This window comes from Lentzea tibetensis (genome assembly GCF_007845675.1).
GTDB classification, from domain to species: domain Bacteria; phylum Actinomycetota; class Actinomycetes; order Mycobacteriales; family Pseudonocardiaceae; genus Lentzea; species Lentzea tibetensis.
This window is the reverse complement of record NZ_VOBR01000022.1, coordinates 24,704-47,478: the sequence shown is the minus strand read 5'-3', so window position 1 is coordinate 47,478 and position 22,775 is coordinate 24,704. Positions and strand designations below refer to the sequence as shown.

The following is a 22,775-nucleotide window of genomic DNA, read 5'->3' as shown; positions in this document are numbered from 1 at the left end:
TCCAGCCAGAGGAGTGAGGATGACGCGCGCAGTTCTCTCCAGTCGGGAAATCGAGACGATGGAGCTCATCGCACGCGGCCTGTGCAACGACGAGATCGCGGCGCGCCTGCACGTGAGCGTGAAAACCGTCAAGAACCGCATCAACAGCATCTTCGGCAAGCTCCACGCACGACACCGCGCGGAAGCCGTCGCGATCTGGCTCGGGAATCACGAAACCGTTCTCATGAAGGCTGTCTCATGAATCCTTCGACCACATTTGTAGCCCAAACGGGAAAGATCACCCTGTACAGCGAGTAGTCGAGCACGGCGGTGCCGAAAAATACACCCGACGCCGCCTCGTGGATTGTTTGGGGCCAATCGAGGAATTGTCCGGCGCGCAATACCGCGGGGTGTTCCGGGCCGATCGCCCTGGTCAGTGCGAGCACCGCCCAGCCGGTCATGGTTCGCTGACCGTGCGGATGCGGGACGTACTCGCCGGTGCGGCAGCTCAGGTGGTGCTCGCCCCAGCCGCCGTCGGGCCGTTGGTGCCGCAGCAACCAGTCCGCCACGCCCGCGACGGCCGGATCGCCGACCGGCACGCCCGCCTCGGTGAGCGCCTCGACCACGAAGAACGCGGCATAGGTGAAGTTGATGCCCCACGCGCCCCGGTAGCTCCCGTCCGGCCGCTGCTGCGTCCGCAGGAACGCGACACCCGCGGCGACGGCGTCGTCCACGCGCGGGTCCGGCCACCTCCTGCGGTACCTGACCAGCGCGGACACGCAGGACGCCGTGCACTCGACGTGCGAGAGGTCGGTCATGCAGCCGTGGTACATCTCCGACGGGTTGAGCTTCTCCGCCCAGCCCGGCGCGCGGGTGCGTTCGTACGTGCCGAAGCCGCCGTCGGGGTTCTGCCTGGTCAGGATGAACTCGGCGGCTAGCCGCGCCCGGTCGGCCGGCGTGCGCGTGCCGATCGCGTCGTCGGTCAGCAGGAGCGCGGACAGCGCCTCGGCGGTCGAGTCCGACACCGGCCAGCGGATCGTCCGGTCGCGGAAGAAGCACCACCCGCCCGCGACGCGGTCACGGCCTTCGCGCAGCTCGGGCGGGAGCTCGTCGACGACCTGCGCGCCGAGCAGCCACTCGTGGGCCTTCCGCAGCGGTTCCTCCGGCGCGTCGCCGGCGACCAGTGCCCGCATCGCGAACGAGGTCTCCCAGATGGCGGAGCTGGCGCCGGTGATCCGCAGGCCGTCGTCCTCGTCCTGCCAGCGCCACACGTCGAGCTTCGTCAGCCGCTTCAGCACCTGTTCTCTCGGCTCCCCCGCGTGGGCGAGGACGAGGCACGCGAGCAGGCCGTTGACCGGCGACAGGCACTGGCCGTCCGACGCGGCGAGCTCGCGTTCGGCCAGCTCGGCGCACCTCCGCAACGCCTTGGCCCGCAGCTTTCGCGACGGGCGGCGTTCGTAGGCGGTGAGGAGGTCGTAGCCGCGGCGCAGCGGCCAGATCGGGCGCTGGAAGAGGTCGCTGTCGTCGATCTCGTGCCTGCGGAAGTTCGTCTTGTCACCGTGCAGCTCGGCGCGGATCTCGTCGTTGATCTCGGTGTGCTGGAACCGCGCCCCGTACAGGTAGGCGAGGCCGAGGTAGACGTGCCTGGTGTGGGTGTACATCCGTTGCACGACGCCCGGCAGCAGCGCCAGCTCGGGCGGGATCGGGTTGATGCCCTCATAGGGGTAGAGGCCCAGCATCGCGAGCCACATCCGGCCCCACGTGGGCACCGCGGCCACGCCGTGCGGCCTGCGGTGCATCCACGCGCGGGCCCTGGCGGTGAGCGGGTCGTCGGCCGGTGTGCCGATCAGCCGCAGTGCCACGTACGCGAGCGTCGTGACGTAGAGCGAGCCTTCCTCGCCGTCGCAGTGGAACGGCCACGAGCCGTCGTCCAGCACGGTCAGCTCGTAGTGCTTTCTGGCGTCCTTCAGGTCCACTTCGGACAGTGCACGGGAGTCGAGGATGTGGTGCGTCATCAGGTACTGGGACAGCAGCATGGTGTTCCACACCACCTCGCCCTCCCAGTGCCCGTCGGCGTGCTGGAGATCGAGCAGCGTCATCGTTCCTCCAGGACCATCGGCATGCCGTGCCTGCTGCGCAGCGTGAACGTCGGCCACAGCTCGATCGGGTCTCCCTTGTGCCGCAACCGGAACCGTTGCGCGATCGTCGCGATCGCCAGCACGGCCTCGGTCATCGCGAACCCCTTGCCCATGCACATCCGGGCGCCGCCGCCGAACGGGCAGTACGCGAACCTGGGCAGCGCGCGTTCGAACTCGGGCGTCCACCGGCCGGGGCGGAACTCGTCCGGTTCCGGGAAGAACCGCGGGTCCCGGTGCAGCACCCAGGGCGCGATGATCACGGTCTGACCGCGTTTGATCCGGTGTTCTCCGATTGTCGTGTCCGTTCGCGCGTCACGGCCGAACGCGTACACCGGCGGGTAGAGCCGCATGACCTCCTTGACGAGCCGCGTGACGCCTTCGAGCTTCGGCACGTCCTCGGCGGTGGGCGGGCGTCCACCGAGCACGGCGTCCAGCTCGTCGTGCAGCTGCCACTCCTCGTGCGGGTGCTCGGACAGCAGGTACCAGACCCAGGACAGCGTGAGCGCCGTCGTCTCGTGCCCGGCGAACAGCATCGTCATGACCTCGTCGCGCAGCTCGGCGTCGGTCATGCCCGCCTCGGACAGCTCGCCGAGCAGGCCCTGCCGGCCCGCGATCAGCCCGGCGATGACGCCGTCGAGCCGCTTCACCGCCCGGCGCAGCCGCACGTTGCGCGGCGTCCACGCGGTGTCCGGCAACGGGACCAGCGCCTGGTAGCGCTCCTTCATCCGCTGCTGGATGACGTCCAGCCCCCGCGCGACGTCGTCGATGCGCACCTCGCTGCCGCCGAACAGGGTGCGGGTGATGATCGGCAGCGTGAGCACGGCCATCTCGTCCTGCGCGTCGATGATGTCACCCGAGCGCCACCCGTCGGCGAGCTTCGTGCTCTCGTCGACGATCACGCTCGTGTAGTCCGCGATGCGGTCGTGGTGGAACGACGGCTGGGTGAGCCTGCGGTTGCGCTTCCACTGCTCCCCCTCGCTGGTGAGCAGCCCGCCGCCGAGGAACAACCTGTTGTTGCGCAACAGGAACACCTTGCGGAAGTCCTGGTGCTTGCGGACGAGCACGTCCGCGACCAGGTCGGGTCCGCTGACGAGATACCCGCGCCGCACGGCGAGCCGCGCGGGCACGAAGTCGCCGTACGTGCGGGCGCAGTCGAGCAGCCACGCGAGCAGGTCCGCGCGGAAGTCCTTGAGGTTGCCCAGAACCAGTGTGCCGGGTGGTCCCTGCGCAACGGCGGCGTCGCTCATTCATCGGCTCCTGACGAGAAGCTGCGCCCACTGGGTGAGCGCACCGGTCCGTGACGGTTTGATCTCCTGGCCGAGCACGTCGAAGTCGTTGCGGCGCAACGCGGCCGCGGTCGCCCGGCCGCCTGCGACGTAGCCGGCGACCGCGATCCGGGCGAAGCCGCGCAGCCTGCCGATCAGCGGCGAGCCCGCGGTCAGCAGCTGGTCGGCGCGCGCGGTCTCGTACTCGACGACGGCGCGCGCCGCGGGTGACGTGCGGTAGCACGCGAGGTCGAGCGTGGTGCAGCCGAACAGGCGCATGTCCTGGCGCGGCAGGTACACCCGGCCGCGGTGGTAGTCCTCCGAGACGTCCAGCAGGCGCTCCAGCAGCTGCAGCGCCGTGCAGATCGGGTCGGACAACGCGATGTTCTCGTCGGTCGCGACGCCGAACACGTGCAGCACCAGCCGCCCGACCGGGTTCGCCGAGAGCGCGCAGTACGACGTCAGCGCCGCGAAGTCCGCGTAGTCGCGCTGGTGCTGGTCCATCCGGTTGGCCGAGATCAGGTCCTGCAACGGCTCGCGCGGGATGCCGCACGCCCGGACGGTCTCCTGCAACGCGAGGAACGCGGGCGAGCGCGGCGTGCCGTCGTACACGCGCCCCAGCTCGCGCTCGGCCGCGTCCAGCAGCGACAGCCGGTCGCCGGACGCCTCGTCGCCGAGGTCGTCGACCAGCCGGCAGTACCCGTGGATGGACACGAGGTGCCCGCGGACCGCGCGGGGCAGCACCCGCGCGGCCACCGGGAGGTTCTCGGACGCGGCCTGGTCGAGCATCAGCGGAGGTGCACCGGCAGGGACACCATGGACCGGCGCACCGCGTTCGGCTCGAACACCGGCGGACCGGCCGAGCGCAACGCGGGGAAACGCCGCAGCAGCAACCCGATCGCCGTCTCCGCCTCACCGCGCGCCAGCGCGTGGCCGAGGCAGAAGTGCGACCCGGCGCCGAACATCAGCCGCGTCGGCTCGCGGTGGATGTCGAACCGGTCGGGTTCGTCGAACACCGCCGGGTCGCGCAGTGCGCTCGCCACCAGCATCACCAGCTTGCTGCCCGCCTTCAGCTCGACGCCGTGCAGCGTGCAGTCCTCCAGCACCGTGCGGCTCAGCCCGTGCTTGGCGAACGAGTCGTACCGCGACGCCTCGGCCAGAGCGTTGGGCAGCAACGAGAAGTCGGCGCGGATCGCGGCCAGGTCGTCCGGGTGGTCGAGCAGCGTGCGCATGCCGTAGCCGATGAGGTGGACGCTCGTCTCCGCGCCGGCGGCGATCAGCGACGCCACGATGCCGAGCAGCTCGTCGACCGACAACCGGTCGCCTTCGTCGCACATGCTCACGAGCTGGCTCAACAGGTCGTCGCCCGGTGTGACGCGGCGTTCCTCGATCAGCGACGTGATCATCTCGATCGCCGGGGGGAACACCTCGACGTGCGCGTCGAACTCCTCGGGGCTCAGCCACGGCACGACGGTCGCGAGCATCGACTGGGAGAACCGGACGAACAGCTCGTCGTGCTCCTCCGGGATCGCGAGCAGGTGGCTCATCACGCGCACCGGGATGTGCCGGGCGAAGTCGGTGACGACGTCCACCTCGGACCGGTCGCCCCACGAGTCGACGATCGCGCTGACGATCGACTCGATCGCCGCGTGCCTGCGCGCGGCCTCGCGCGGCGCGAACGCGGGCGTCACGAGCCTGCGCACCCGGACGTGGTCGGACTTGCCGAGCCCGAAGAACCCGTTGTCCATCAGCCTGCGGTGGATCGCGCCGCCCTCGGTGCGCGGCTCGGGCCGGTCCGGTTCCTGACCGGGCAACGCGAGCCGCCGGTCCTTCAGCAACCGGTCGACGTCGGCGTACCGGCTGATCAGGTGGACGCCTGCCAGCTCCCAGAAGAACACCGGCGCGTGCTCGCGCAGAAAGGAATAGGTGGGGTGCGGGTCCTCGTCGAACGACGGCGCGAAGGGGTTGTACTCGAAGGTGGCCGGAGCATCGGAGTTCACGGTCATGCCAGCGCCTCTTCCCACTTGCTGATGGTCAGCCGCTGGAACTCCTGCACCGCCGGGTTGAGCTCGGGGATCGGCAGGTCGTGGTGCAGCTCGTGGGCGACCTGCTCGGCCTCGATGGCGACCCGGTCCTGTTCGAGCAGCGGCACGATGTACGCGCGCTTCGCGATCTTCAACATGCCGCGCACCATCGCCAGCGGCATGCGGATGCGGGTGAACGGCAGCCGGTAGGTGTCCGGCGCGAACAAGAAGAGGAAGAACACGCGCGTGCGGCGTTCGTCGATCGGCAGCACGAAGCACCAGTGCTTGATCTTCCCGTCCGTGTCGGACCACTGGTACGGGTAGGAGTAGCAGAGCTCGATGCTGCCGCGGTCGATGCTCGGGTTGAGCACCATCTCGGTCTTCGGGTCGCCGCCGACCTTCGTGCGGTAGCCGACGTGCACGCGGTCGTCGACGACCTCCAGCTTCGTCAGCTCGGGGTCGGAGAACGGCTTGTACTTCTCGTGCAGGTACTCGTGGGTGAAGTCGCTGACGTTGTCGATGATCATCGAGTGGTGGCCGTTCCACGTCGCGTCGACCGGGACGCTCGGCCAGCCCTCCGCGAGCTCGGGGATGGCGGGCACCTCGCGCACCGACGCCAGCGCCGGATCACCGGGGAAGATCCAGATCAGCCCGTGCCGCACCTGCACCGGGTAGGTGGTGATCTTCGACTTCGGGATCTGCTTGCCGAACCGCTCGTGCGGGATGTGCGCGATCCTGCCGTCCTCGCCGTGCTCCCACCCGTGGTACAGGCACACGAGGTTGCAGCCCTTGACGTTCCCGGCGGACAGCTTCAGCTGACGGTGCGCGCACCGGTCGTCCACCGCGCGCAGCACGCCGTCCTCACCGCGGTAGAGCGCGATCGACTTCTTCCAGAACACGATCTCGACGACCTGGCCCGGTTTCACGGCGTGGTCCCACTCGACCGCGTACCAGTAGTCGGGGTGCAGGCCCGCCGCGCGCGCTTTCTGGTGCCGCGTGCGCGCGGCCTCGAACGAGGGTGGTGTCACGACTGCCTCCGGATCAGTCCGCGTCGCACGAAGTCGTCGTGCGCCTCTCGGATGGCGTCCTCGACGGACGTCGGCGCGTAGCCGAGCTCGACGCGGGCGCGCGTGCAGTCCGCCCGCCGCCCCTGGGTCAGCAGCCGCACGGCGGCCGGCGTGAGCAGCTGCTCGCGGCCGGTCCTCGCGAGCAACGGGCTGAGCACCCGGCCGACGCCGCCGACGAGCGCGGGCGGGAGCTTCAGCCGGGGCCGCCGCCTGCCGGTGACCTCCTCGAACGTCGCCATCAGCTGGTCCATCGACCGGTAGCCGCTGCCCAGCAGGTACTGGGCGCCGGACCGGCCCTTGGCCATCGCGAGCAGGTGCCCGGCGACGACGTCGCGCGCCGCGACGAACTCGAACCCGCCGTCGATGTACGCGCGCAGCTGCCCGTTCGCGAACCGCAGCAGCAGACGTCCCATGCGCGACGGCAGGTAGTCGTGGGGTCCGACGATCGCGCACGACGTGGCGAGCACGACGTCGAGCCCGTCGGCGTGCGCGCGCAACGCCTCGTGCGCGACGAGGACCTTGGTCGCCTGATAAGCGGTGTGCGGGGTGAAGGGGTCGAACGGCACCCGCTCGTCGCTCGGCCGGTCGGGCAGGTGACCCACCGCTCCGAACGAGCCGGTGACGACGACCCGCTCCACGCCTTCGGCCAGCGCGGCGTCGAGCAGGTTGCGGGTGCCGAGCACGTTGCTGGCGTAGATCTCCCGCTCACCACCGGCGACGGTCGAGATGACCGCCGCGCAGTGGAACAGCCGCGTCGCCCCGCGCACAGCGGGCCTCAGCGCCGTCGCGTCGCGCAGGTCGGCCTCGAACCGGCGCACGTCCAGCCCGGCGAGCCCCGAGTCGTCGCTGCCCGGCCGGACCAGCACGCGCACCGACTCGCCGTCCGCGACGAGCTGCCGCACCAGGTTCGCGCCGAGATGACCCGCCGCACCGGTGACCAGTACCTCGGTCACCTCAGCCGCACCGGCATGCTCTTGATGCCGTGGGCGAAGTTCGACCGCAGCCGCTGCACCTCACCGTCCAGCCGGATGTCCGGCAGGCGGGTGGTGAGCTCGCGGAACATCGCCGCCGACTGCACGCGGGCCATGTGCGCGCCGATGCAGTAGTGCGGGCCGCCACCGCCGAACGCCACGTGCGGGTTGGGCGATCGGGTGATGTCGAGGCGGAACGGGTCGGCGAACACGGTCTCGTCGAAGTTCGCCGAGACGAACCACGTGGTGACCTTGTCGCCCTCCTTGATGACCTTGCCGTGCAGCGCGTGGTCCCGCGTCGCGGTGCGGCGGAACTGCATGGTCGGCGACGCCCACCGCATCATCTCGTCGACGGCGGTGTCCATCAGCGTCGGCACCTCGCGCAGGAGGTCCCACTGCGCGGGGAACCGGGAGAACGCGAGCATCGCCTGCGAGATCAGGTTGCGGATCGGCTCGTTGCCCGCGATCGCGAGCATCAGGAAGAACAGTCCGTACTGGAGGTCGCTCAGCTTCTCGCCGTCGACCTCGACGGTGACGAGCTGCGAGGTGAGGTCGTCGCCCTGCTCGACGCGCTTGCGGGCGGCCAGCTCGGCGGCGTACTGGAGCATCTCCATCGCGGCCTGGGTGGCGTCCGAGCGCTGGTCGACGTACTGCGGGTCACTCCAGCCGAGGATCTTGTTCGACCAGGCGGCGAGCTCGTCCCGGTCGGACGGCGGCATGCCCAGCATGTCCGCGATGACCGGCAGCGGCAGCCGTGCGGCGATGTCGCTGACGAAGTCGCAGCCGTCCCTGCCGATGACCTCGTCGACGGTCTCGCGGGCCAGCCGGTCGATCTTGTCCTGCATCGTGGCCAGCACCCGCGGGGTGAACGCCCTGACCACGAGCTTGCGGTAGCTCGTGTGCTCGTCCGGGTCCATGTAGAGCATGAGCAGCCGCAGCATGGCCAGCTCGTCCGGCGGGCTGTCGATGATCTCGATGCCGCCGCGCGAGCTCGAGTACGTCTGCCAGTCCTTGCTGACGGCGGTGACGTCGGCGTGCCTGGACAGCACCCAGAAGCCGGGGCCGTCCGCCTCCTCGTGCCAGTGGACGGGGTCTTCCCGGCGCAACCGGGTGAAGTACTCGTGCGGGAACCCGCCGTCGAAGCACGCGGGGTTGGTCAGATCAACGGCTGGGCTCTCGACGCGCACCCGGTCTCCTCCTCATGGGGGTGAGGCCGGGTGGCGGTTCCTCGGCCCCTTCCAGAGCACCACCGGGGGTGGCGGACCGGAAAGGGCCCAGGGACCCACGTCTGTCTCAAAGCTGTCGACGGCCAACTGTCGACAGTCGACTGTCTGCGGGTGGTCCGCCGGCGAACTGCCGACAGTTAACTGTCGGCGGCGAACTCACCGCGCAACTGTCGACAGTTGACTGTCAGCTGTCTGCCGCACCGCGCGCCGGTCGTCCGGTCATCCGGATATCCGGATATCCGGACTTCCGGCGACCTGGCCGAGCCACGTCGGTCGACACCGTCAGCGGTCGGCGTCCCTCAGCACGCGGAGGACGTTCTGGCCGGCGAGCTTGGCGCAGTCGTCCTCCGACCAGCCGTTGTCGAGCAGCGCGCCGAACAGGGCCGGGTAGCAGGAGACGTTCTCGAGGCCTTCCGGCAGCTCGCGGACGCCGTCGTAGTCGCCGCCGAGCCCGATGTGGTCGACGCCGGCGACCTCGCGGGCGTGGTCGAGGTGGGCGACGACGTCGGCGATCGTCACGACCGGGCGTGGACCGCCCTCGGTCCACGAGTCGGCGAACTTCTGCCGGGCCTCGAGGTCGGCGTGCTTCTCCCCCGCGGCCGTCATCGCGGCGCGCAGTGCGCCGTCCCACCCGGCGACACGCGGGGACACGAAGTCGGGCACGAATGTGATCATGGCCACACCGCCGTTGTCGACGAGCTTGCCCAGCACGTCGTCCGGGATGTTGCGCGGATGGTCGGCGACCGCCCGGCAGGACGAGTGGCTGAAGATCACCGGTTTGGCGGAAACCGCCAGCGCGTCGTGCATGGTGCTCGGCGCCACGTGCGACAGGTCGACGAGCATGCCGATGCGGTTCATCTCGCGCACGACGTCCTTGCCGAACTCCGTCAGCCCGTCGTGTTCTGGCTGGTCAGTGGCCGAGTCGGCCCACGGGGTGTTGTCGTTGTGGGTGAGCGTCATGTAGCGGACGCCCAGGCGCCGCAGCGCGCGCAACACGCCGATGGACGAGTTGATGCTGTGGCCACCCTCGGCGCCGATGAGCGAGGCGATCCGGCCGGAGGCGAACACGGCTTCGGCCTCGTCCGCGCTCGTGGCGATGCCGAGTTGGTCCGGGTAGCGCTCGGTGAGCTCGTGGACCAGCTCGATCTGCTCCAGCACGGCGGTGACGGCGCTGTCGCCCTCGAGCCTGCACGGGATGTAGACGGACCAGAACTGCATGCCCAGACCGCCCTCGCGGGCCTTCACGAAGTCGGTGTGGAGCTTCGGCTGAACGGTGGTCAGATCGACTTTCGCGGCCGTGTCGAAGACGTTGTCGGTTGAATTTTCACCGAAGAAGTCCCGGAGCGACCACGGCAGGTCGTTGTGGCCGTCGACGAGTGGCACACGCTGCAGCAACGCCTTGGCCCGGTCCTGACTCACCAGCAACTCCTAGATGTCGTTATGAGGGGGCCTCGCGTTACACCCCCTATCCAGTTGTCAGCCAATCGTGTGACAAGAGGGTCCATCTGTCACAACTCAATAGGGATAGATACCCGATTGATCGTCCCGTAGACCCGCTTGGGCGGCTACGCTGCCCCAGACGACACCACTTTCGGTCGATCAGTGGCGCGGCTGATTGGACGAAAGTCCCGGTGCCGGTCGGGGGGCACGACCGACTCCAGGGAGGTAGTGACGTGGCTGCCGTCGGCTTAGGTCAGGCCGTTCGTACCACGCCAGCCGGCTCGTTGCCGGCGAACATGGTCCCGCACCCGCGGGAAGAGCTGTTCTCAGTGCTGGTGGTCGACGACCACCCACTGCTGAGGGAGGCGATATCAGCTCGGCTCACCCAGATGGGAGCCGGGACAGTGCATGAGGCCGCTTCGGTGGCGGAGGCTCGGGCGCGGGCACTCGCAACCGGTCCGTGCGACCTCGCGATCCTCGATCTGGGCCTGCCGGATGGCACCGGCATCGACCTGGTCACGGAACTCCGTGCTCAGGGCTGGCCCCGCATCGTTGTCCTCGCATCGTCCGACGACCCCTATGCGGTTCGGTCGGCCTTCCAGGCGGGCGCTCAGGCGTACCTCCTGAAGTCCGCCTCGCCGATGGTGGTCACCGATGGCGTGCGCAGGGTGCTCGATGGCGGCGTTTACGCAGATCCGAGCGTGGCACCAGTACTCGCAGCGGGTACTCGGGTGCCGGGCACCGACAACACGCCGCGGGAACTCTCCGCACGTGAGGTCGAGGTCCTCCAGCTGGTCGCCGATGGCCAGAGCAACAAGGAAATCGGCGAGGCTCTGAGCCTGTCCGCACTCACGGTGAAGTCTCACCTGAGCCGGATAGGGCGGAAGCTGGGCACCGGGGATCGCGCTCAGATGGTTGCGCTGGCCATGCGTGCCGGCGTGATCCGCTAGGAACCGGTTGAAGCACTGAACCGGCCGAACACAACTGCGAGTGGTGCGTTCGTCGTAGGGTCATCCGCTGTGGATGTACCCGCCGACGAGCCAACCGCACCAACCGGGCCTGATCCGGTACCGCTGACGGAGCCTGCTGATGGGGTTCCGCCCGTGGTCGCTGATCCGACTGCGCTCCGGCGAGCCGCTACCGCGCTCGCCGGGGCGAAGGGCCCGGTCGCGGTGGACACCGAGCGAGCCTCGGGCTACCGCTACTCGCAACGTGCCTATCTGGTGCAACTGCGCCGGGACGGTGCCGGCACCGTGCTGGTCGACCCGATCGCCCTTGGCGGTCGGCTAGATCCGCTGGTGGAGGCACTCGAGGGCGCCGAGTGGGTGTTGCACGCAGCGTCGCAAGACCTGCCGTGCCTCGCCGAGCTCGGGCTCCGTCCCAGCGCGCTGTTCGACACCGAGCTGGCGGGCAGGCTGGCTGGGTTCGAACGAGTTGCCCTCGGCACATTGGTCGAGCGTTTGCTCGGTTTTCGGCTCGAGAAGGGGCACGGCGCGGCCGACTGGTCGCGCCGTCCTCTTCCGGCCGACTGGCTGAACTACGCGGCACTCGACGTCGAGCTCCTCGTGGAGCTGCGCGATGTCCTGGAAGCCGAGCTCGAACGCCAGGGCAAACTCGCCTGGGCACTCGAGGAGTTCGAGGCCGTGCGGACGGCGCCTTTGCCGCGCCCGCGCACGGACCCGTGGCGCCGGACGTCCGGAATCCACCGCGTGCGCAACCCCCGCCAGCTGGCGGCCGTGCGCGCCCTGTGGGAAACCCGTGACTCGGTGGCCCGCGAACGCGACATCGCCCCCGGCCGCGTGCTGCCCGACAGCGCGCTCATGGAGGCGGCCTCCCGCAACCCTTCGGATGAGGCTGAACTGCTCGCTCTGCCCGTCTTCCGGGGTCGGGCGCAGCGGCGCATGGTCGGCACCTGGATGAACGCCCTGAGGCGTGCTGGGGCCCTCCCGAAGGACGAACTGCCTGAGCCGGCCGCGCAGCACGACGGCCCTCCACCACCGAACCGGTGGTCGGACAAGGACCCCGACGCGGCCGCCCGTCTGGCCGCCGCCCGAACGGCTCTCAACCTGATCGCCGAGGCTCACACGTTGCCCGTCGAAAACCTGTTGCTTCCCGACCTGGTGCGGCGGACCTGCTGGCAGCCTCCCGCGGACACCTCGCCTGGAGCTGTCGCCGCCGCGTTGCGCGAGGGTGGCGCTCGGCCGTGGCAGGTGGAGCTGACCGCGGACGCTGTGGCGAAGGCCTTGTCCGTCTCCGCCGGCTAGACGCTGTCGACCTCGGCCGTGGGTGCGCTGGCTTGCGCCCATGGCCTGGGTGCGGAGTTGCCCTTCGGCTCGGCCGACGTGAGTTGCTTGTCGGCAACCTCGGCCGGGCGAGTTGCTTGTCGACAACCTCAGCCCAGGTGATTTCGTTTGTCGGCAACCTCGGCCGAAGTGATCGCGAGTTGTCCACACCGGCCGAGTTGTCCACAGATCGCCGAATGACAGCCTGACCTGCTGCTTTGCCGATAGACTGGAGCAGGGACGCCCCCCGGGAGGGTGGGGGCTGCCCGCGGTTCCGCTTTGCGGCAATCAGCCTGGGCTCGGCGCAGGGCTACGGGCCGCACCGCGCGGCAGGCCTCCGCCGCGCTCCGGGCCCGCACCGCGCCCCAAGGCCCACGCGGCCGTCGAAACCGGAATCAGGTCGGATTCGAGGGCTGAGGAGTCGGCTGCGGCCCGCCCAGCCATTCACGATCCCGCCCCACCCGCACCCCACGCCGCCGCAACAGCCGCATCACCGCTCCCCCTCACGAGCCGCACTCGCACGAGCGGCGCTGTCACCGATCCGCTTCGCGGACTCCTGGGCGTGCGCGAGCCGGCGCACCGCGATCATCGCCGCATCCCCCAGGATCGTGCCGACGACCATGGACTCGACGACGTCGTCGACGGACGTGGCCCGGCGCATCACGTACTCGATGTCGGCCTCGGCGATGATCCGCATCCCCTCGACGTAGGCACCGAGGTTCTCGCCGAACTTGTCGTGGCCCAGGCTCCGCGCGGCGGACAGGACGGCGGCCAGCATGCGGCTGACGCCGCTGCACTCGATGTCGTAGCCCTCGAGAGGCCCGTACTGGGCGATGAACGCCTCGGCCTCGCGGACCGACTCGTCGTCGAGCGGTGTGGACGGGGCGCGGCTGATGGCCTCCTGCACCTGGCCGAGCTTCACGTGCAGCGACTCGTCCGAGGCGTCGATGGCGCTGAGCGCGTCGCGCACGGACGAGATCGACAGCTCGCCGACGTCGATCAGTGCGCGCACCAGGCGGAGTCTGCGCAGGTGCGACTCGTCGTAGTGCGCCTGGTTCGGGCTGGTCAGCACGCCCGCGGGCAGCAGTCCCTCGCGCAGGTAGTACTTGATCGTCGGCACCGGGACACCACTTCGCTTGGACAGCTCGCCAATCCGCATTTGGATAGTGTACCTTTCCGATAGTAGAGAGTGCCGCTATCTACTCTTGGAGGAAGCGATGCACCGCCCGTTGATGGTCTTCGGGACACTGATGACCGCACTGATCCCGATCAGCGTGATCGGACTGCTGGTGGACGACCGCGTGCTCGTCGGGTCGCCGATCTGGTTCAAGCCGCTCAAGTTCGCGATCTCGCTCGCCCTGTACGGCTTCACGCTCGCCTGGTTCCTCAGGTACCTCAGCCCCCGCCACCAGAAGCTCGGCTGGTGGGCGGGCACGCTCGTCGCCGTCGCGGGCACGGCCGAGATGGCCGTGATCGTCGGCCAGGTGGTCCGCGGCAAGCGCAGCCACTTCAACTTCGAGACGACGCTCGACGGCGCGCTGTTCTCGCTGATGGGCACCACGATCGTCGCGCTCTGGGTCTTCCACGCGATCATCGCGATCCTGTTGCTGCGCACCAGGTTCGAGAACCAGGCCATGGCCTGGTCGATCCGGCTCGGACTGGTGGTCGCGTTCTTCGGGCTCGGCATCGCGTTCCTCATGACCCGGCCCATGCCCGGCCAGAGCATGGCGGGCGGCACGCTCGGCGCGCACAGCGTCGGCGCGCCGGACGGCGGGTCGTACATGGCGATCACCGGCTGGAGCACCGAGGCAGGCGACATGCGCGTGCCGCACTTCGTCGGCATCCACGCGGTGCAGGTGCTGCCGATCGTGATCGCACTGCTCGGCCGCTGGGCGACGCCGCGGCTCGCCTGGGTGCTCGGCATCGGCTACTTCGGCCTCTTCCTGATCACAGCGTGGCAGGCGTTGCGCGGCCAGCCGGTCACCAGCCCGGACGCGCTCACGGTCACCGCGTACGCCGGACTCGCCGCTCTGACCGGCGCCGCTAGCCTGTGGGCCGTCCGGCCGGTGAAGCAGGTGAGCTACGCGTGACCACGACACTGTTCGACCTGACGTTCCTGCTCGTCGCACCCTTCTGGGCCTTGATGATCCTCTTCCCGAAGTGGTGGTTCACCCACAAAGTCAGCGAGTCACCCCTGATCGTCCTGCCGCCACTGGCGATCTTCGCGGTGCTCGCGGCCAGCCGCCTGCCCGAGCTGTGGGCGGTCGTCAGCACCCCCGAGCTCGGCGAGTTCACCGCGTTCGTCGGCACACCCGAAGGCGCGGCACTGATCTGGGCCCAGGTGCTCGCGTGGGACCTGTTCATCGGGCGCTGGATGTACCTGGAGAGCAGGCGGCTGGACATCAGCCCGTTGCTGATGGCGCCGATCATGGTGGGCACGATCCTGCTGTCTCCTGTCGGACTACCCGTATTCCTCGCGGTCCGCCGGTACCGCAGGTCACCGGTCGCTTCCTGAACCTGTCTGCGACATTTCCACCTTACTGCAAAAGGAATAGCTCGGCGTTGAACACCCACGTCCAGTCGTTCCCCTAGTAAATCATCCGGCAAGCTCTAATTGTTTCCGGAACACCTGCATGTCGAGAGCGCTCTCACATTCGCAACAAGGCTACTGACCAGCAGAAATGCCATTCACTTCCCATTGAGATACGGGGCAACAGTTCACACGTTCACCAATCGAGACTAGGTGGACGACTATCTGCACCCTGACTACATTCGAGTCCGAGAAGGTTTACAGAAAACCGGTCTGCCCGACCCGGTTTCTTTTGTTGTCTCGGAAACAACAGTCAGGGAGAATCATGTTGAACCGAACCCTCCCATTGCTGGTCATTGCCGCCGTTCTGGTGAGCGCCGCGCCCGCGAGCACAACGCCGGCGCACCCGCTGAGAAGCGCGGACTGGCCGGGCTGGCAGAAGGACCTGTCGGGCACCAGGCACAACGCCGCCGAGTGGCGCGTCAACCGGCACACGGTCGGCGGGCTGAAGCTGAAGTGGGCCTTCGCCTACCCGCCGTCCGAGGGCAAGCTCGTCCGCAGCCAGCCCGCGGTGGTCGGCGACACCGTCTACTTCGGCGGCCCGGACGGCAAGTTCTACGCCCGCGACGCCCGCACCGGCGCCGACCGGTGGACGTTCGACCTCACCGCCGTCGACCCGGCGCCGCCCGGCACGATCATCTTCAACACCGACAGCCCGTCGATCGCGGGCGGCAAGATCTACTTCGGCGACAACCGCGCGTACCTCTACGCGGTCGACCAGCGCACGGGACGCCTGTCGTGGGCGACGCGGATGGACACCAACACCCGCGGCTCGGCCACCGGCTCCCCGATCGTCCACGACGGCAAGGTGTTCATCGGCATCTCGAGCGGCGAGACCGCGATGCCGCGCGACTACGCGTGCTGCACGTTCCGCGGGCACGTCGACGCCTACGACGCCAACACCGGCGCGCTGGCGTGGCGGCACTACACGGTGCCCGAGCCGAAGGAAGCGGGCACCTGGCCCAACGGCGCGAAGCGGTTCGAGCCGTCCGGCGCCGGGGTGTGGGGCTCACCGGTCATCGACCCCCGCGACCACACGCTGTACGTGGGCACCGGCCAGAACTACTCCGGGCGCGGCGGCGAGTTCGACTCGATGCTCGCGCTCGACACCCGGTCCGGCGCGGTGAAGTGGACCAACCAGGTGACCGACGCGGACACCTGGCGCTGGGCCTGCACCGAGCCGAGCCCCGAGGGCTTCTGCACCGGCCTCACCGACGGCACGCACCTGGACTACGACATCGGCACGGGGCCCAACCTGTTCACCGCGGGCGGCCGCAAGCTCGTCGGAGCAGGCCAGAAGTCCGGGGTCTACCACGTGTTCGACGCGCGCACGGGCCAGGTGGTGTGGCGCAGGCAGCTCGGCGTCGCCGTGCCGAACGGCGGCCAGTCCGGCATCCAGTGGGGCTCCAGCTACGACGGCAAACGCCTCTACATCGCCACGTTCAACGCCAAGCCCGGCACGCTGTTCGCCGTCGACCCGCTGACCGGCAAGGTCCTGTGGGCGACCCCCAACCCGGCCGACGGCTGCACCACCGGCGGCGCGGCCGGACAGCCGGACTGCGCGCTCGCGCACGGCGCACCGGTCTCCAGCACGCCCGGCGTCGTGTACCTGGGCAGCAGCGACGGCAAGGTCCGCGCGTACGCGGCCGACACCGGCAAGGTGCTGTGGACCTACGACACCGTCCAGGACGTCCGCGGCGTCAACGGGGTGATGGGCCGCGGCAACGTGGTCGGCGGCCCCGGCGGCGGCGTGGTCGTGTCGCGCGGCATGGTCTTCGTCCAGTCCGGCTACCGCGGCAACTTCAACTCGCCGCACAGCCGCGTCCTCCTCGCGTTCGCCCCATGAGCGCCGACACGCACCGAGCACCGCTGTCCACCTGGGGAGGAACAGTGCTGCGCACCGCACTGAGCTGGCACCGTCCGTTGGTGATCTTCGGCCTGGCCATGGTGGCGCTCGCGCCGCTGTGCGCGATCGGAATGCTGGTCGACGACCGCGTCCTCGTCGGCGAGCCCATCTGGGCCAAGCCGTTCAAGTTCGCCGTCTCGGCCGCGCTCTACACGATCGCGCTGGCCTGGTTCCTGTCGTTCCTGCGCCGGGGACGCCGGGTCGGCTGGTGGGCGGGCACGATCATCGTCGCCGCCGCCACGATCGAGGTACCGGCGATCATCTTCCAGGTGCTGCGCGGCAAGCGCAGCCACTTCAACGCCGAGACCCCGTTCGACGCCAACGTCCTGTCGATGCTGGGCATGTTGATCATGCTGGTCTGGCTCATGCACGCCGTCATCGCCGTCCTGCTCCTCTTCGCCAAGCTCGAGAACAAGGCACTGGCGTGGAGCATCCGGCTCGGGCTGCTCATCTCGATGGCCGGCCTGTCCGTCGGCGTGCTGATGGCCACGCCGAAACCAGGTGAGCCGGGCCCGGCGGGCACCGTCGGCGGGCACAGCGTCGGCGCCGTCGACGGCGGGCCGCACCTGCCGGTCGTCGGCTGGAACACCGAGGTGGGCGACCTGCGGGTGCCGCACTTCATCGGCATCCACGCGGTGCAGGTGGTGCCCGTCGTGATCGCTCTGCTCGGCAGGCGGGCCAGCACGTTCCTCGCCTGGGTGGTCGGCGTCGCCTACGCGGGCCTGTTCGCGATCACGTTCTGGCAGGCGGCACGTGGGCAGGCGGTGCTGCGCCCCGACTCGCTCACGCTCGCCGCGTACGCCGCGCTCGCCGCGGCGACCACCGCCGCCGTGTACCTCGCCGTCCGACAACCACAGAAACAGGTGATCCCCGCATGAGCATCGACGACCTCTTCTTCCTGGCCTTCCACCTCGTCACGCCGTTCTGGGCGTTGATGATCTTCGCGCCGAACTGGAAGTGGACCAAGAAGATCATCGACTCGCCGTGGATCATCGTCGGGCCGCTGGGGATCTTCTTCTACCTGGGACTCGCGATCATCCCCGAGCTGCTGAAGTTCGCCTGGAGCCCGACGGTCGAGGGGTTCATCGCGATCATCGGCAGCCCGGAGGGCGCGACGATGGCGTGGGCGCAGATCATCGCCTGGGACCTCGCCATCGGCAGGTGGATGTACCTGATGAACCGCGAGAGCTCCATGCGCATCCACCCGCTGATCATGGGGCCGATCCTGTTCCTGGCCAGCACGCTGCCCGCGGTCGTGTTCCCGGCCTTCCTCGTCATCCGCTTCGTACTGCGCTTCATCCCCCGGAAGGATTACGACCCGACCATTCGAAACGGATCCGAAAAATCAGCGGTTTCCACTTCCTGAACCTGTCAGTAATATTTCTTCCGCAACGAACACAACTGGTGTAGTAGCAGGTCGGAGACTTCTTCAGCGGCTGGACGACGGCTCCAGCCGCTGCTAGTTTCGACCCAAAAGGTCGATTCGAATACGACGATCTGCTTTCTTTCGTTGTCGGGGAAAACACATGTTGAAAACTTCTGTGAACACAGCTCTGCGCTGGCACCGCCCGTTGGTGATCCTCGGAATCGCGATGGCCGCACTGGTCCCGGTCACCCTGATCGGCATGCTGGTCGACGACCGCGTGCTCGTCGGAGCGCCGATCTGGACGAAGCCGTTCAAGTTCGCGGTGTCGCTCGGGACCTACGCGGTCAGCCTGGCGTGGTTCCTGACGTTCCTGAACCGCGGGCGCCGGATCGGCTGGTGGGCGGGCACGGCGATGGCGGTCGCACTCGGCGTCGAGATGGTCGCCATCCTCGTCCAGGTGCTGCGCGGCAAGCGCAGCCACTTCAACATCGAGACGCAGTTCGACTCCGCGCTCTACTCGTTCATGGGCCAGGGGATCATCGTGCTGTGGGTCGCGCACGCGGTCATCGCGCTCCTGCTGCTCTGGACCAGGTTCGACAACAGGGCACTCGCGTGGGCGATCCGGCTCGGGCTGGCGATCTCGCTGCTCGGCCTGACGCTCGGCACGCTGATGACCCAGCCGCAGCCGGGCCAGACCGGCAAGAGCGGCACCGTCGGCGCGCACAGCGTCGGAGCGCCGGACGGCGGCGAGCACCTGCCGGTCACCGGCTGGAGCACCGAGGTGGGCGACCTGCGGGTGCCGCACTTCGTCGGCATCCACGCGCTGCAGGCGATACCGGTGCTGGTCGCGCTGTTCGGCCGCCGGGCCGACGCCCGGCTGGCCTGGGTGCTCTCGGGGAGCTACTTCGGCCTCTTCGCGCTCACCACGTGGCAGGCGTTGCGCGGGCAGCCGGTGACCGACCCGGACGCGCTGACCCTCCTCGCGTTCGCCGCGCTGGCGGCGTTGACCGTGGTGGCCGTTCGGCTTGCCGCCCTTCCCCGCAGCCCACAAGGTGTGTGACGCAACCGACAGGGGCACCACGGTAGTTACTCGTCAGTAACGAGGGCTACAGTGGCGTTACCGGCCGGTAGGACTCGCGCCCCCTGCCGGACTGGACAGAGTTGTTCACCACGAGTGGAGGAGACGCCGTGGCCGCACCAGCAGCGCCGGCACGCGTTCGGAACGTTGTCTTCGTAGACGGCGTTCGGACGCCGTTCGGCAAGGCCGGCCCGAAGGGCATTTTCGCCGAGACCCGCGCCGACGACCTGATCGTCAAGGTCATCCGTGAGCTGCTGCGCAGGCACCCCGAGCTGCCGCCGGAGCGCGTCGACGAGGTCGCGATCGCCGCGACCACCCAGATCGGCGACCAGGGTCTGACGCTCGGCCGCACCGCCGCTCTGCTGGCGGGCCTGCCGAAGTCGGTGCCCGGTTACTCGGTCGACCGCATGTGCGCAGGCGCGATGACCGCGGTCACCACCGCGGCGAGCGGTATCGCGTTCGGCGCGTACGACGTCGCCATCGCGGGCGGTGTCGAGCACATGGGCCGTCACCCGATGGGTGAGGGCGTCGACCCGAACCCGCGCTTCCTGTCGGACCGCATCGTCGACACGAGCGCGCTGGTCATGGGGCAGACCGCGGAGAACCTGCACGACCGGTTCCCGGAGATCACCAAGGACCGCACGGACGCCTACGCCGCGGCCTCGCAGGCCAAGTACGCCGCCGCGCTCGCCGCGGGCAAGATCGGCCCGGAGCTCGTCCCCGTCGCCACCCGCTCCGCGGAGCACGGCTGGGGCCTCGCGACGGCCGACGAGCCGCCGCGTCCGGGCACCACCGTCGAGGACCTGGGCAAGCTCAAGACGCCGTTCCGCCCGCACGGCCGGATCACCGCGGGCAACGCGGCCGGTCTGAACGACGGCGCGACCGGCTGCATCCTCGCCGAGGAGGAGACCGCGCGCGAGCTCGGTCTGCCGATCGGCATGCGGATGGTCGGCTACTCGTTCCTGGGTGTCGAGCCCGAGGTCATGGGCATCGGCCCGGTTCCGGCCACCGAGAAGGCTCTCGAGCGCGCCGGTCTGTCCATCGAGGACATCGGCCTGTTCGAGGTCAACGAGGCGTTCGCCATCCAGGTGCTCGCGTTCCTCGACCACTTCAAGATCGCTGACGACGACCCGCGCGTGAACCAGTGGGGCGGCGCGATCGCGACCGGCCACCCGCTCGCGTCGAGCGGTGTCCGTCTGATGACGCAGCTGTCGCGTCAGTTCGCCGAGCGGCCGGACGTCCGCTACGGCCTCACCACCATGTGCATCGGCATCGGCATGGGTGGCACCGTTATCTGGGAGAACCCGAACTGGAGCGGCAAGTGACCATCATTTCTGCAGAGGACGCCAAGGCGCTCTTTCCGGACGAGGTCGTCACGGTCGCCAAGACGCGGTTGATCTCCGTACCGGGCCTGGACAAGCCGGTCGCGTTCATCACGATCGACAACGGCAAGGACCACACCCGTCCGTCGACGTTCGGCCCGCAGTCGCTGGTGTCGCTGAACGCGGCGTTCGACGAGGCCTACGCGGCCGAGCCGGCCGCCATCGCGGTCACCGGCAAGCCGTTCATCTTCGCCGTGGGCGCGGACCTGACGGCCGTCGAGGGCTCGTCGGACCGCGAGCAGGGCCGGACGATCGGCGAGCTGGGCCACGAGGTCTTCAAGAAGTTCACCGACTCCGACATCCCGACCTTCGCCTTCGTCAACGGCGCGGTCATGGGTGGCGGCCTGGAGCTGGCGCTGTCGTGCCACTACCGGACGCTGGCGTCGAACGCGGCCGCGATCGCGCTGCCCGAGGTCTTCCTCGGCCTCTTCCCCGGCTGGGGCGGCACGCAGCTGCTGCCGAACCTGATCGGCGCGAACGACGCGGTCACCGTGATCTTCGAGAACGCGTTGAACCAGAACAAGATGCTGAAGCCGAAGGAGGCTTTGGCGCTGGGCATCGCGGACGCGCTGTTCGACTCCGCCGACTACCTGGAGCAGTCGCTGCTGTGGCTGTCCTCCGTGGTCCGCGGCGAGATCGTGCCGCCCCGCAAGGAGATCGACCGCGGCGAGGCGTGGGACGCGGCCGTCGCACGCGCCAAGGCGATCGTGCACGGCAAGACCAAGGGCGCCGCTCCCGGTGCGCTCAAGGCTCTGGAACTGCTGGAGCTGGCGCGGGAGAACGACCTGAAGAAGGGCTACGCGGCCGAGACCGAGGGTCTCGCGGACGTCGTGATGAGCGACGAGCTGCGCGCCGGCCTGTACTCGTTCAACCTGGTGCAGAAGCGCGCGAAGCGCCCGGCCGGTGCGCCGGACAAGTCGCTGGCGCGCAACGTCACCAAGGTCGGCGTCGTCGGCGCCGGTCTGATGGCGTCGCAGATGGCGCTGCTGTTCATCCGCCGCCTGCACGTGCCGGTCGTGCTGACCGACATCGACCAGGCGCGGGTGGACAAGGGCGTCGGCTACGTCCACAGCGAGATCGACAAGCTGGCCGGCAAGAAGCGCATCTCGCCGGACGAGGCCAACCGCCTCAAGGCGCTGGTGTCGGGCTCGCTGGACAAGGCCGCCTTCGCGGACGCCGACTTCGTCATCGAGGCCGTGTTCGAGGACCTCGCGGTGAAGCAGCAGGTGTTCGCCGAGGTCGAGGAGCACGTCTCCCCCGAGGCGATCCTCGCGACGAACACGTCGTCGCTGTCCATCACGGACATGGCGTCGAAGCTCAAGCACCCCGAGCGGGTCGTGGGCTTCCACTTCTTCAACCCGGTCGCGGTCATGCCGCTGCTGGAGATCGTGCGCGCCGAGCAGACCGACGACGCGACGCTGGCGACGGCGTTCAAGATCGGCAAGGAGCTCAAGAAGTCCTGCGTGCTCGTGAAGGACGCCCCGGCGTTCGTCGTGAACCGCCTGCTGACCCGCTTCATGGGCGAGGTCATCAAGTCGGTCGACGAGGGCACGTCGTTCGAGGTGGCCGACAAGGCGACCGAGCCGCTCGGCCTGCCGATGTCGCCGATGATCCTGCTGCAGCTGGTGGGTTCGGCCGTCGCGCTGCACGTGTCCGAGACGATGCACGGCGCGTTCCCCGACCGCTTCTCGGTGTCGGAGAACATGAAGAAGTTCGTCGCCGCGGGCAAGGCCGCCGTCTGGCAGTGGGACTCCACCGGCAAGCAGACCGTCGACCCCGAGGTCCAGGCGCTGTGGGAGTTCGGCACGTCGCCGCTCACCGGTGACGAGGTCAAGACGCGTGCTCTCGAGGCGCTGGCCGAGGAGATCCGCATCATGCTCGACGAGGGCGTGGTGCAGGAGGCGCAGGACATCGACCTGTGCATGATCCTCGGCGCGGGCTGGCCGTTCTGGCTGGGCGGCATCACGCCGTACCTCGACCGGTCCGGCATCTCGGAGAAGGTGACGGGCAAGCGGTTCCTCGCCCCCGGCGTGGCTTCCGTCCCGGCCTGATCCGTTCGCT

Annotated in this window: 20 protein-coding genes; 11 read left to right on the top strand and 9 right to left on the bottom strand. The window is 69.1% G+C overall.

Annotated features, from left to right (window positions below):
- The first annotated feature begins 19 nt into the window (after positions 1-19).
- Positions 20-241 carry a response regulator transcription factor gene (locus FKR81_RS29490; RefSeq protein ID WP_146356736.1) on the top strand — a complete coding sequence of 74 codons (222 nt, stop codon included), beginning with the start codon at positions 20-22 and terminating at the stop codon, positions 239-241.
- Here FKR81_RS29490 and FKR81_RS29485 read toward each other — a convergent pair.
- The 8 genes from FKR81_RS29485 to FKR81_RS29450 all read right to left on the bottom strand — a co-directional run bounded on the left by FKR81_RS29485 (position 222) and on the right by FKR81_RS29450 (position 10,092).
- Positions 222-2,078 (bottom strand): prenyltransferase/squalene oxidase repeat-containing protein, encoded by a 1,857-nt coding sequence (locus FKR81_RS29485; RefSeq protein WP_146356734.1) that lies wholly within the window; start codon positions 2,076-2,078, stop codon positions 222-224. The two genes, FKR81_RS29490 and FKR81_RS29485, sit on opposite strands and share 20 nt — an antisense overlap.
- Complete coding sequence (locus FKR81_RS29480) at positions 2,075-3,364, bottom strand: cytochrome P450 (protein ID WP_146356732.1); 1,290 nt, start codon at positions 3,362-3,364, stop codon at positions 2,075-2,077. Before FKR81_RS29480 ends, FKR81_RS29485 begins: the two co-directional genes overlap by 4 nt.
- A complete protein-coding gene (gene hpnC / locus FKR81_RS29475; protein ID WP_146356730.1) occupies positions 3,365-4,171 on the bottom strand; it encodes a squalene synthase HpnC in 807 nt (268 codons plus the stop codon). It abuts the gene before it with no gap.
- The gene (locus tag FKR81_RS29470) at positions 4,171-5,406 is read right to left on the bottom strand and encodes a cytochrome P450 (protein WP_146356728.1); all 1,236 of its coding nucleotides are present in this window, start codon (positions 5,404-5,406) and stop codon (positions 4,171-4,173) included. The genes hpnC and FKR81_RS29470 overlap by 1 nt, the downstream gene beginning before the upstream one ends.
- Entirely contained in the window at positions 5,385-6,434 is a 1,050-nt protein-coding gene (locus FKR81_RS29465; protein WP_146356726.1) for an aromatic ring-hydroxylating oxygenase subunit alpha, read from the bottom strand. The genes FKR81_RS29470 and FKR81_RS29465 overlap by 22 nt, the downstream gene beginning before the upstream one ends.
- A complete protein-coding gene (locus FKR81_RS29460) occupies positions 6,431-7,426 on the bottom strand; it encodes an NAD-dependent epimerase/dehydratase family protein (protein ID WP_146356724.1) in 996 nt (331 codons plus the stop codon). The genes FKR81_RS29465 and FKR81_RS29460 overlap by 4 nt, the downstream gene beginning before the upstream one ends.
- Complete coding sequence (locus FKR81_RS29455; RefSeq protein ID WP_146356722.1) at positions 7,423-8,631, bottom strand: cytochrome P450; 1,209 nt, start codon at positions 8,629-8,631, stop codon at positions 7,423-7,425. Before FKR81_RS29455 ends, FKR81_RS29460 begins: the two co-directional genes overlap by 4 nt.
- 321 nt (positions 8,632-8,952) lie before the next feature.
- On the bottom strand, positions 8,953-10,092 hold the full coding sequence (locus FKR81_RS29450; RefSeq protein WP_146356906.1) for a dipeptidase: 1,140 nt from the start codon (positions 10,090-10,092) through the stop codon (positions 8,953-8,955).
- Between the two features lie 251 nt (positions 10,093-10,343).
- On the opposite strand from FKR81_RS29450, the gene FKR81_RS29445 reads away from it, so the two are divergent.
- Positions 10,344-11,060, top strand: coding sequence for a response regulator (locus FKR81_RS29445; protein WP_015099292.1), 717 nt, complete (start codon positions 10,344-10,346; stop codon positions 11,058-11,060).
- 69 nt (positions 11,061-11,129) lie between these two features.
- Complete coding sequence (locus tag FKR81_RS29440; RefSeq protein WP_146356720.1) at positions 11,130-12,374, top strand: ribonuclease D; 1,245 nt, start codon at positions 11,130-11,132, stop codon at positions 12,372-12,374.
- 508 nt (positions 12,375-12,882) lie between these two features.
- On the opposite strand, the gene FKR81_RS29435 is transcribed toward FKR81_RS29440, so the two are convergent.
- Positions 12,883-13,551, bottom strand: coding sequence for a MerR family transcriptional regulator (locus FKR81_RS29435; RefSeq protein WP_146356718.1), 669 nt, complete (start codon positions 13,549-13,551; stop codon positions 12,883-12,885).
- A 58-nt stretch (positions 13,552-13,609) separates the two neighbouring features.
- Between FKR81_RS29435 and FKR81_RS29430 the strand changes: the two genes are divergently transcribed.
- The 8 genes from FKR81_RS29430 (at position 13,610) to FKR81_RS29395 (ending at position 22,765) form a co-directional block, all read left to right on the top strand.
- Positions 13,610-14,482 carry a hypothetical protein gene (locus tag FKR81_RS29430; RefSeq protein ID WP_146356716.1) on the top strand — a complete coding sequence of 291 codons (873 nt, stop codon included), beginning with the start codon at positions 13,610-13,612 and terminating at the stop codon, positions 14,480-14,482.
- Complete coding sequence (locus tag FKR81_RS29425; protein ID WP_146356714.1) at positions 14,479-14,907, top strand: ABA4-like family protein; 429 nt, start codon at positions 14,479-14,481, stop codon at positions 14,905-14,907. The genes FKR81_RS29430 and FKR81_RS29425 overlap by 4 nt, the downstream gene beginning before the upstream one ends.
- A gap of 340 nt (positions 14,908-15,247) precedes the next feature.
- On the top strand, positions 15,248-16,828 hold the full coding sequence (locus FKR81_RS29420; RefSeq protein WP_146356712.1) for an outer membrane protein assembly factor BamB family protein: 1,581 nt from the start codon (positions 15,248-15,250) through the stop codon (positions 16,826-16,828).
- Entirely contained in the window at positions 16,825-17,766 is a 942-nt protein-coding gene (locus tag FKR81_RS29415; protein WP_235921837.1) for a hypothetical protein, read from the top strand. The genes FKR81_RS29420 and FKR81_RS29415 overlap by 4 nt, the downstream gene beginning before the upstream one ends.
- Positions 17,763-18,254, top strand: a complete 492-nt coding sequence (locus FKR81_RS29410; RefSeq protein ID WP_146356710.1) for an ABA4-like family protein — start codon at positions 17,763-17,765, stop codon at positions 18,252-18,254. The genes FKR81_RS29415 and FKR81_RS29410 overlap by 4 nt, the downstream gene beginning before the upstream one ends.
- A gap of 208 nt (positions 18,255-18,462) precedes the next feature.
- Complete coding sequence (locus FKR81_RS29405; protein WP_222598438.1) at positions 18,463-19,314, top strand: hypothetical protein; 852 nt, start codon at positions 18,463-18,465, stop codon at positions 19,312-19,314.
- Between the two features lie 128 nt (positions 19,315-19,442).
- A complete protein-coding gene (locus FKR81_RS29400; protein ID WP_146356706.1) occupies positions 19,443-20,657 on the top strand; it encodes a thiolase family protein in 1,215 nt (404 codons plus the stop codon).
- Positions 20,654-22,765, top strand: a complete 2,112-nt coding sequence (locus tag FKR81_RS29395; protein WP_146356704.1) for a 3-hydroxyacyl-CoA dehydrogenase NAD-binding domain-containing protein — start codon at positions 20,654-20,656, stop codon at positions 22,763-22,765. The genes FKR81_RS29400 and FKR81_RS29395 overlap by 4 nt, the downstream gene beginning before the upstream one ends.
- Positions 22,766-22,775: the final 10 nt, after the last annotated feature.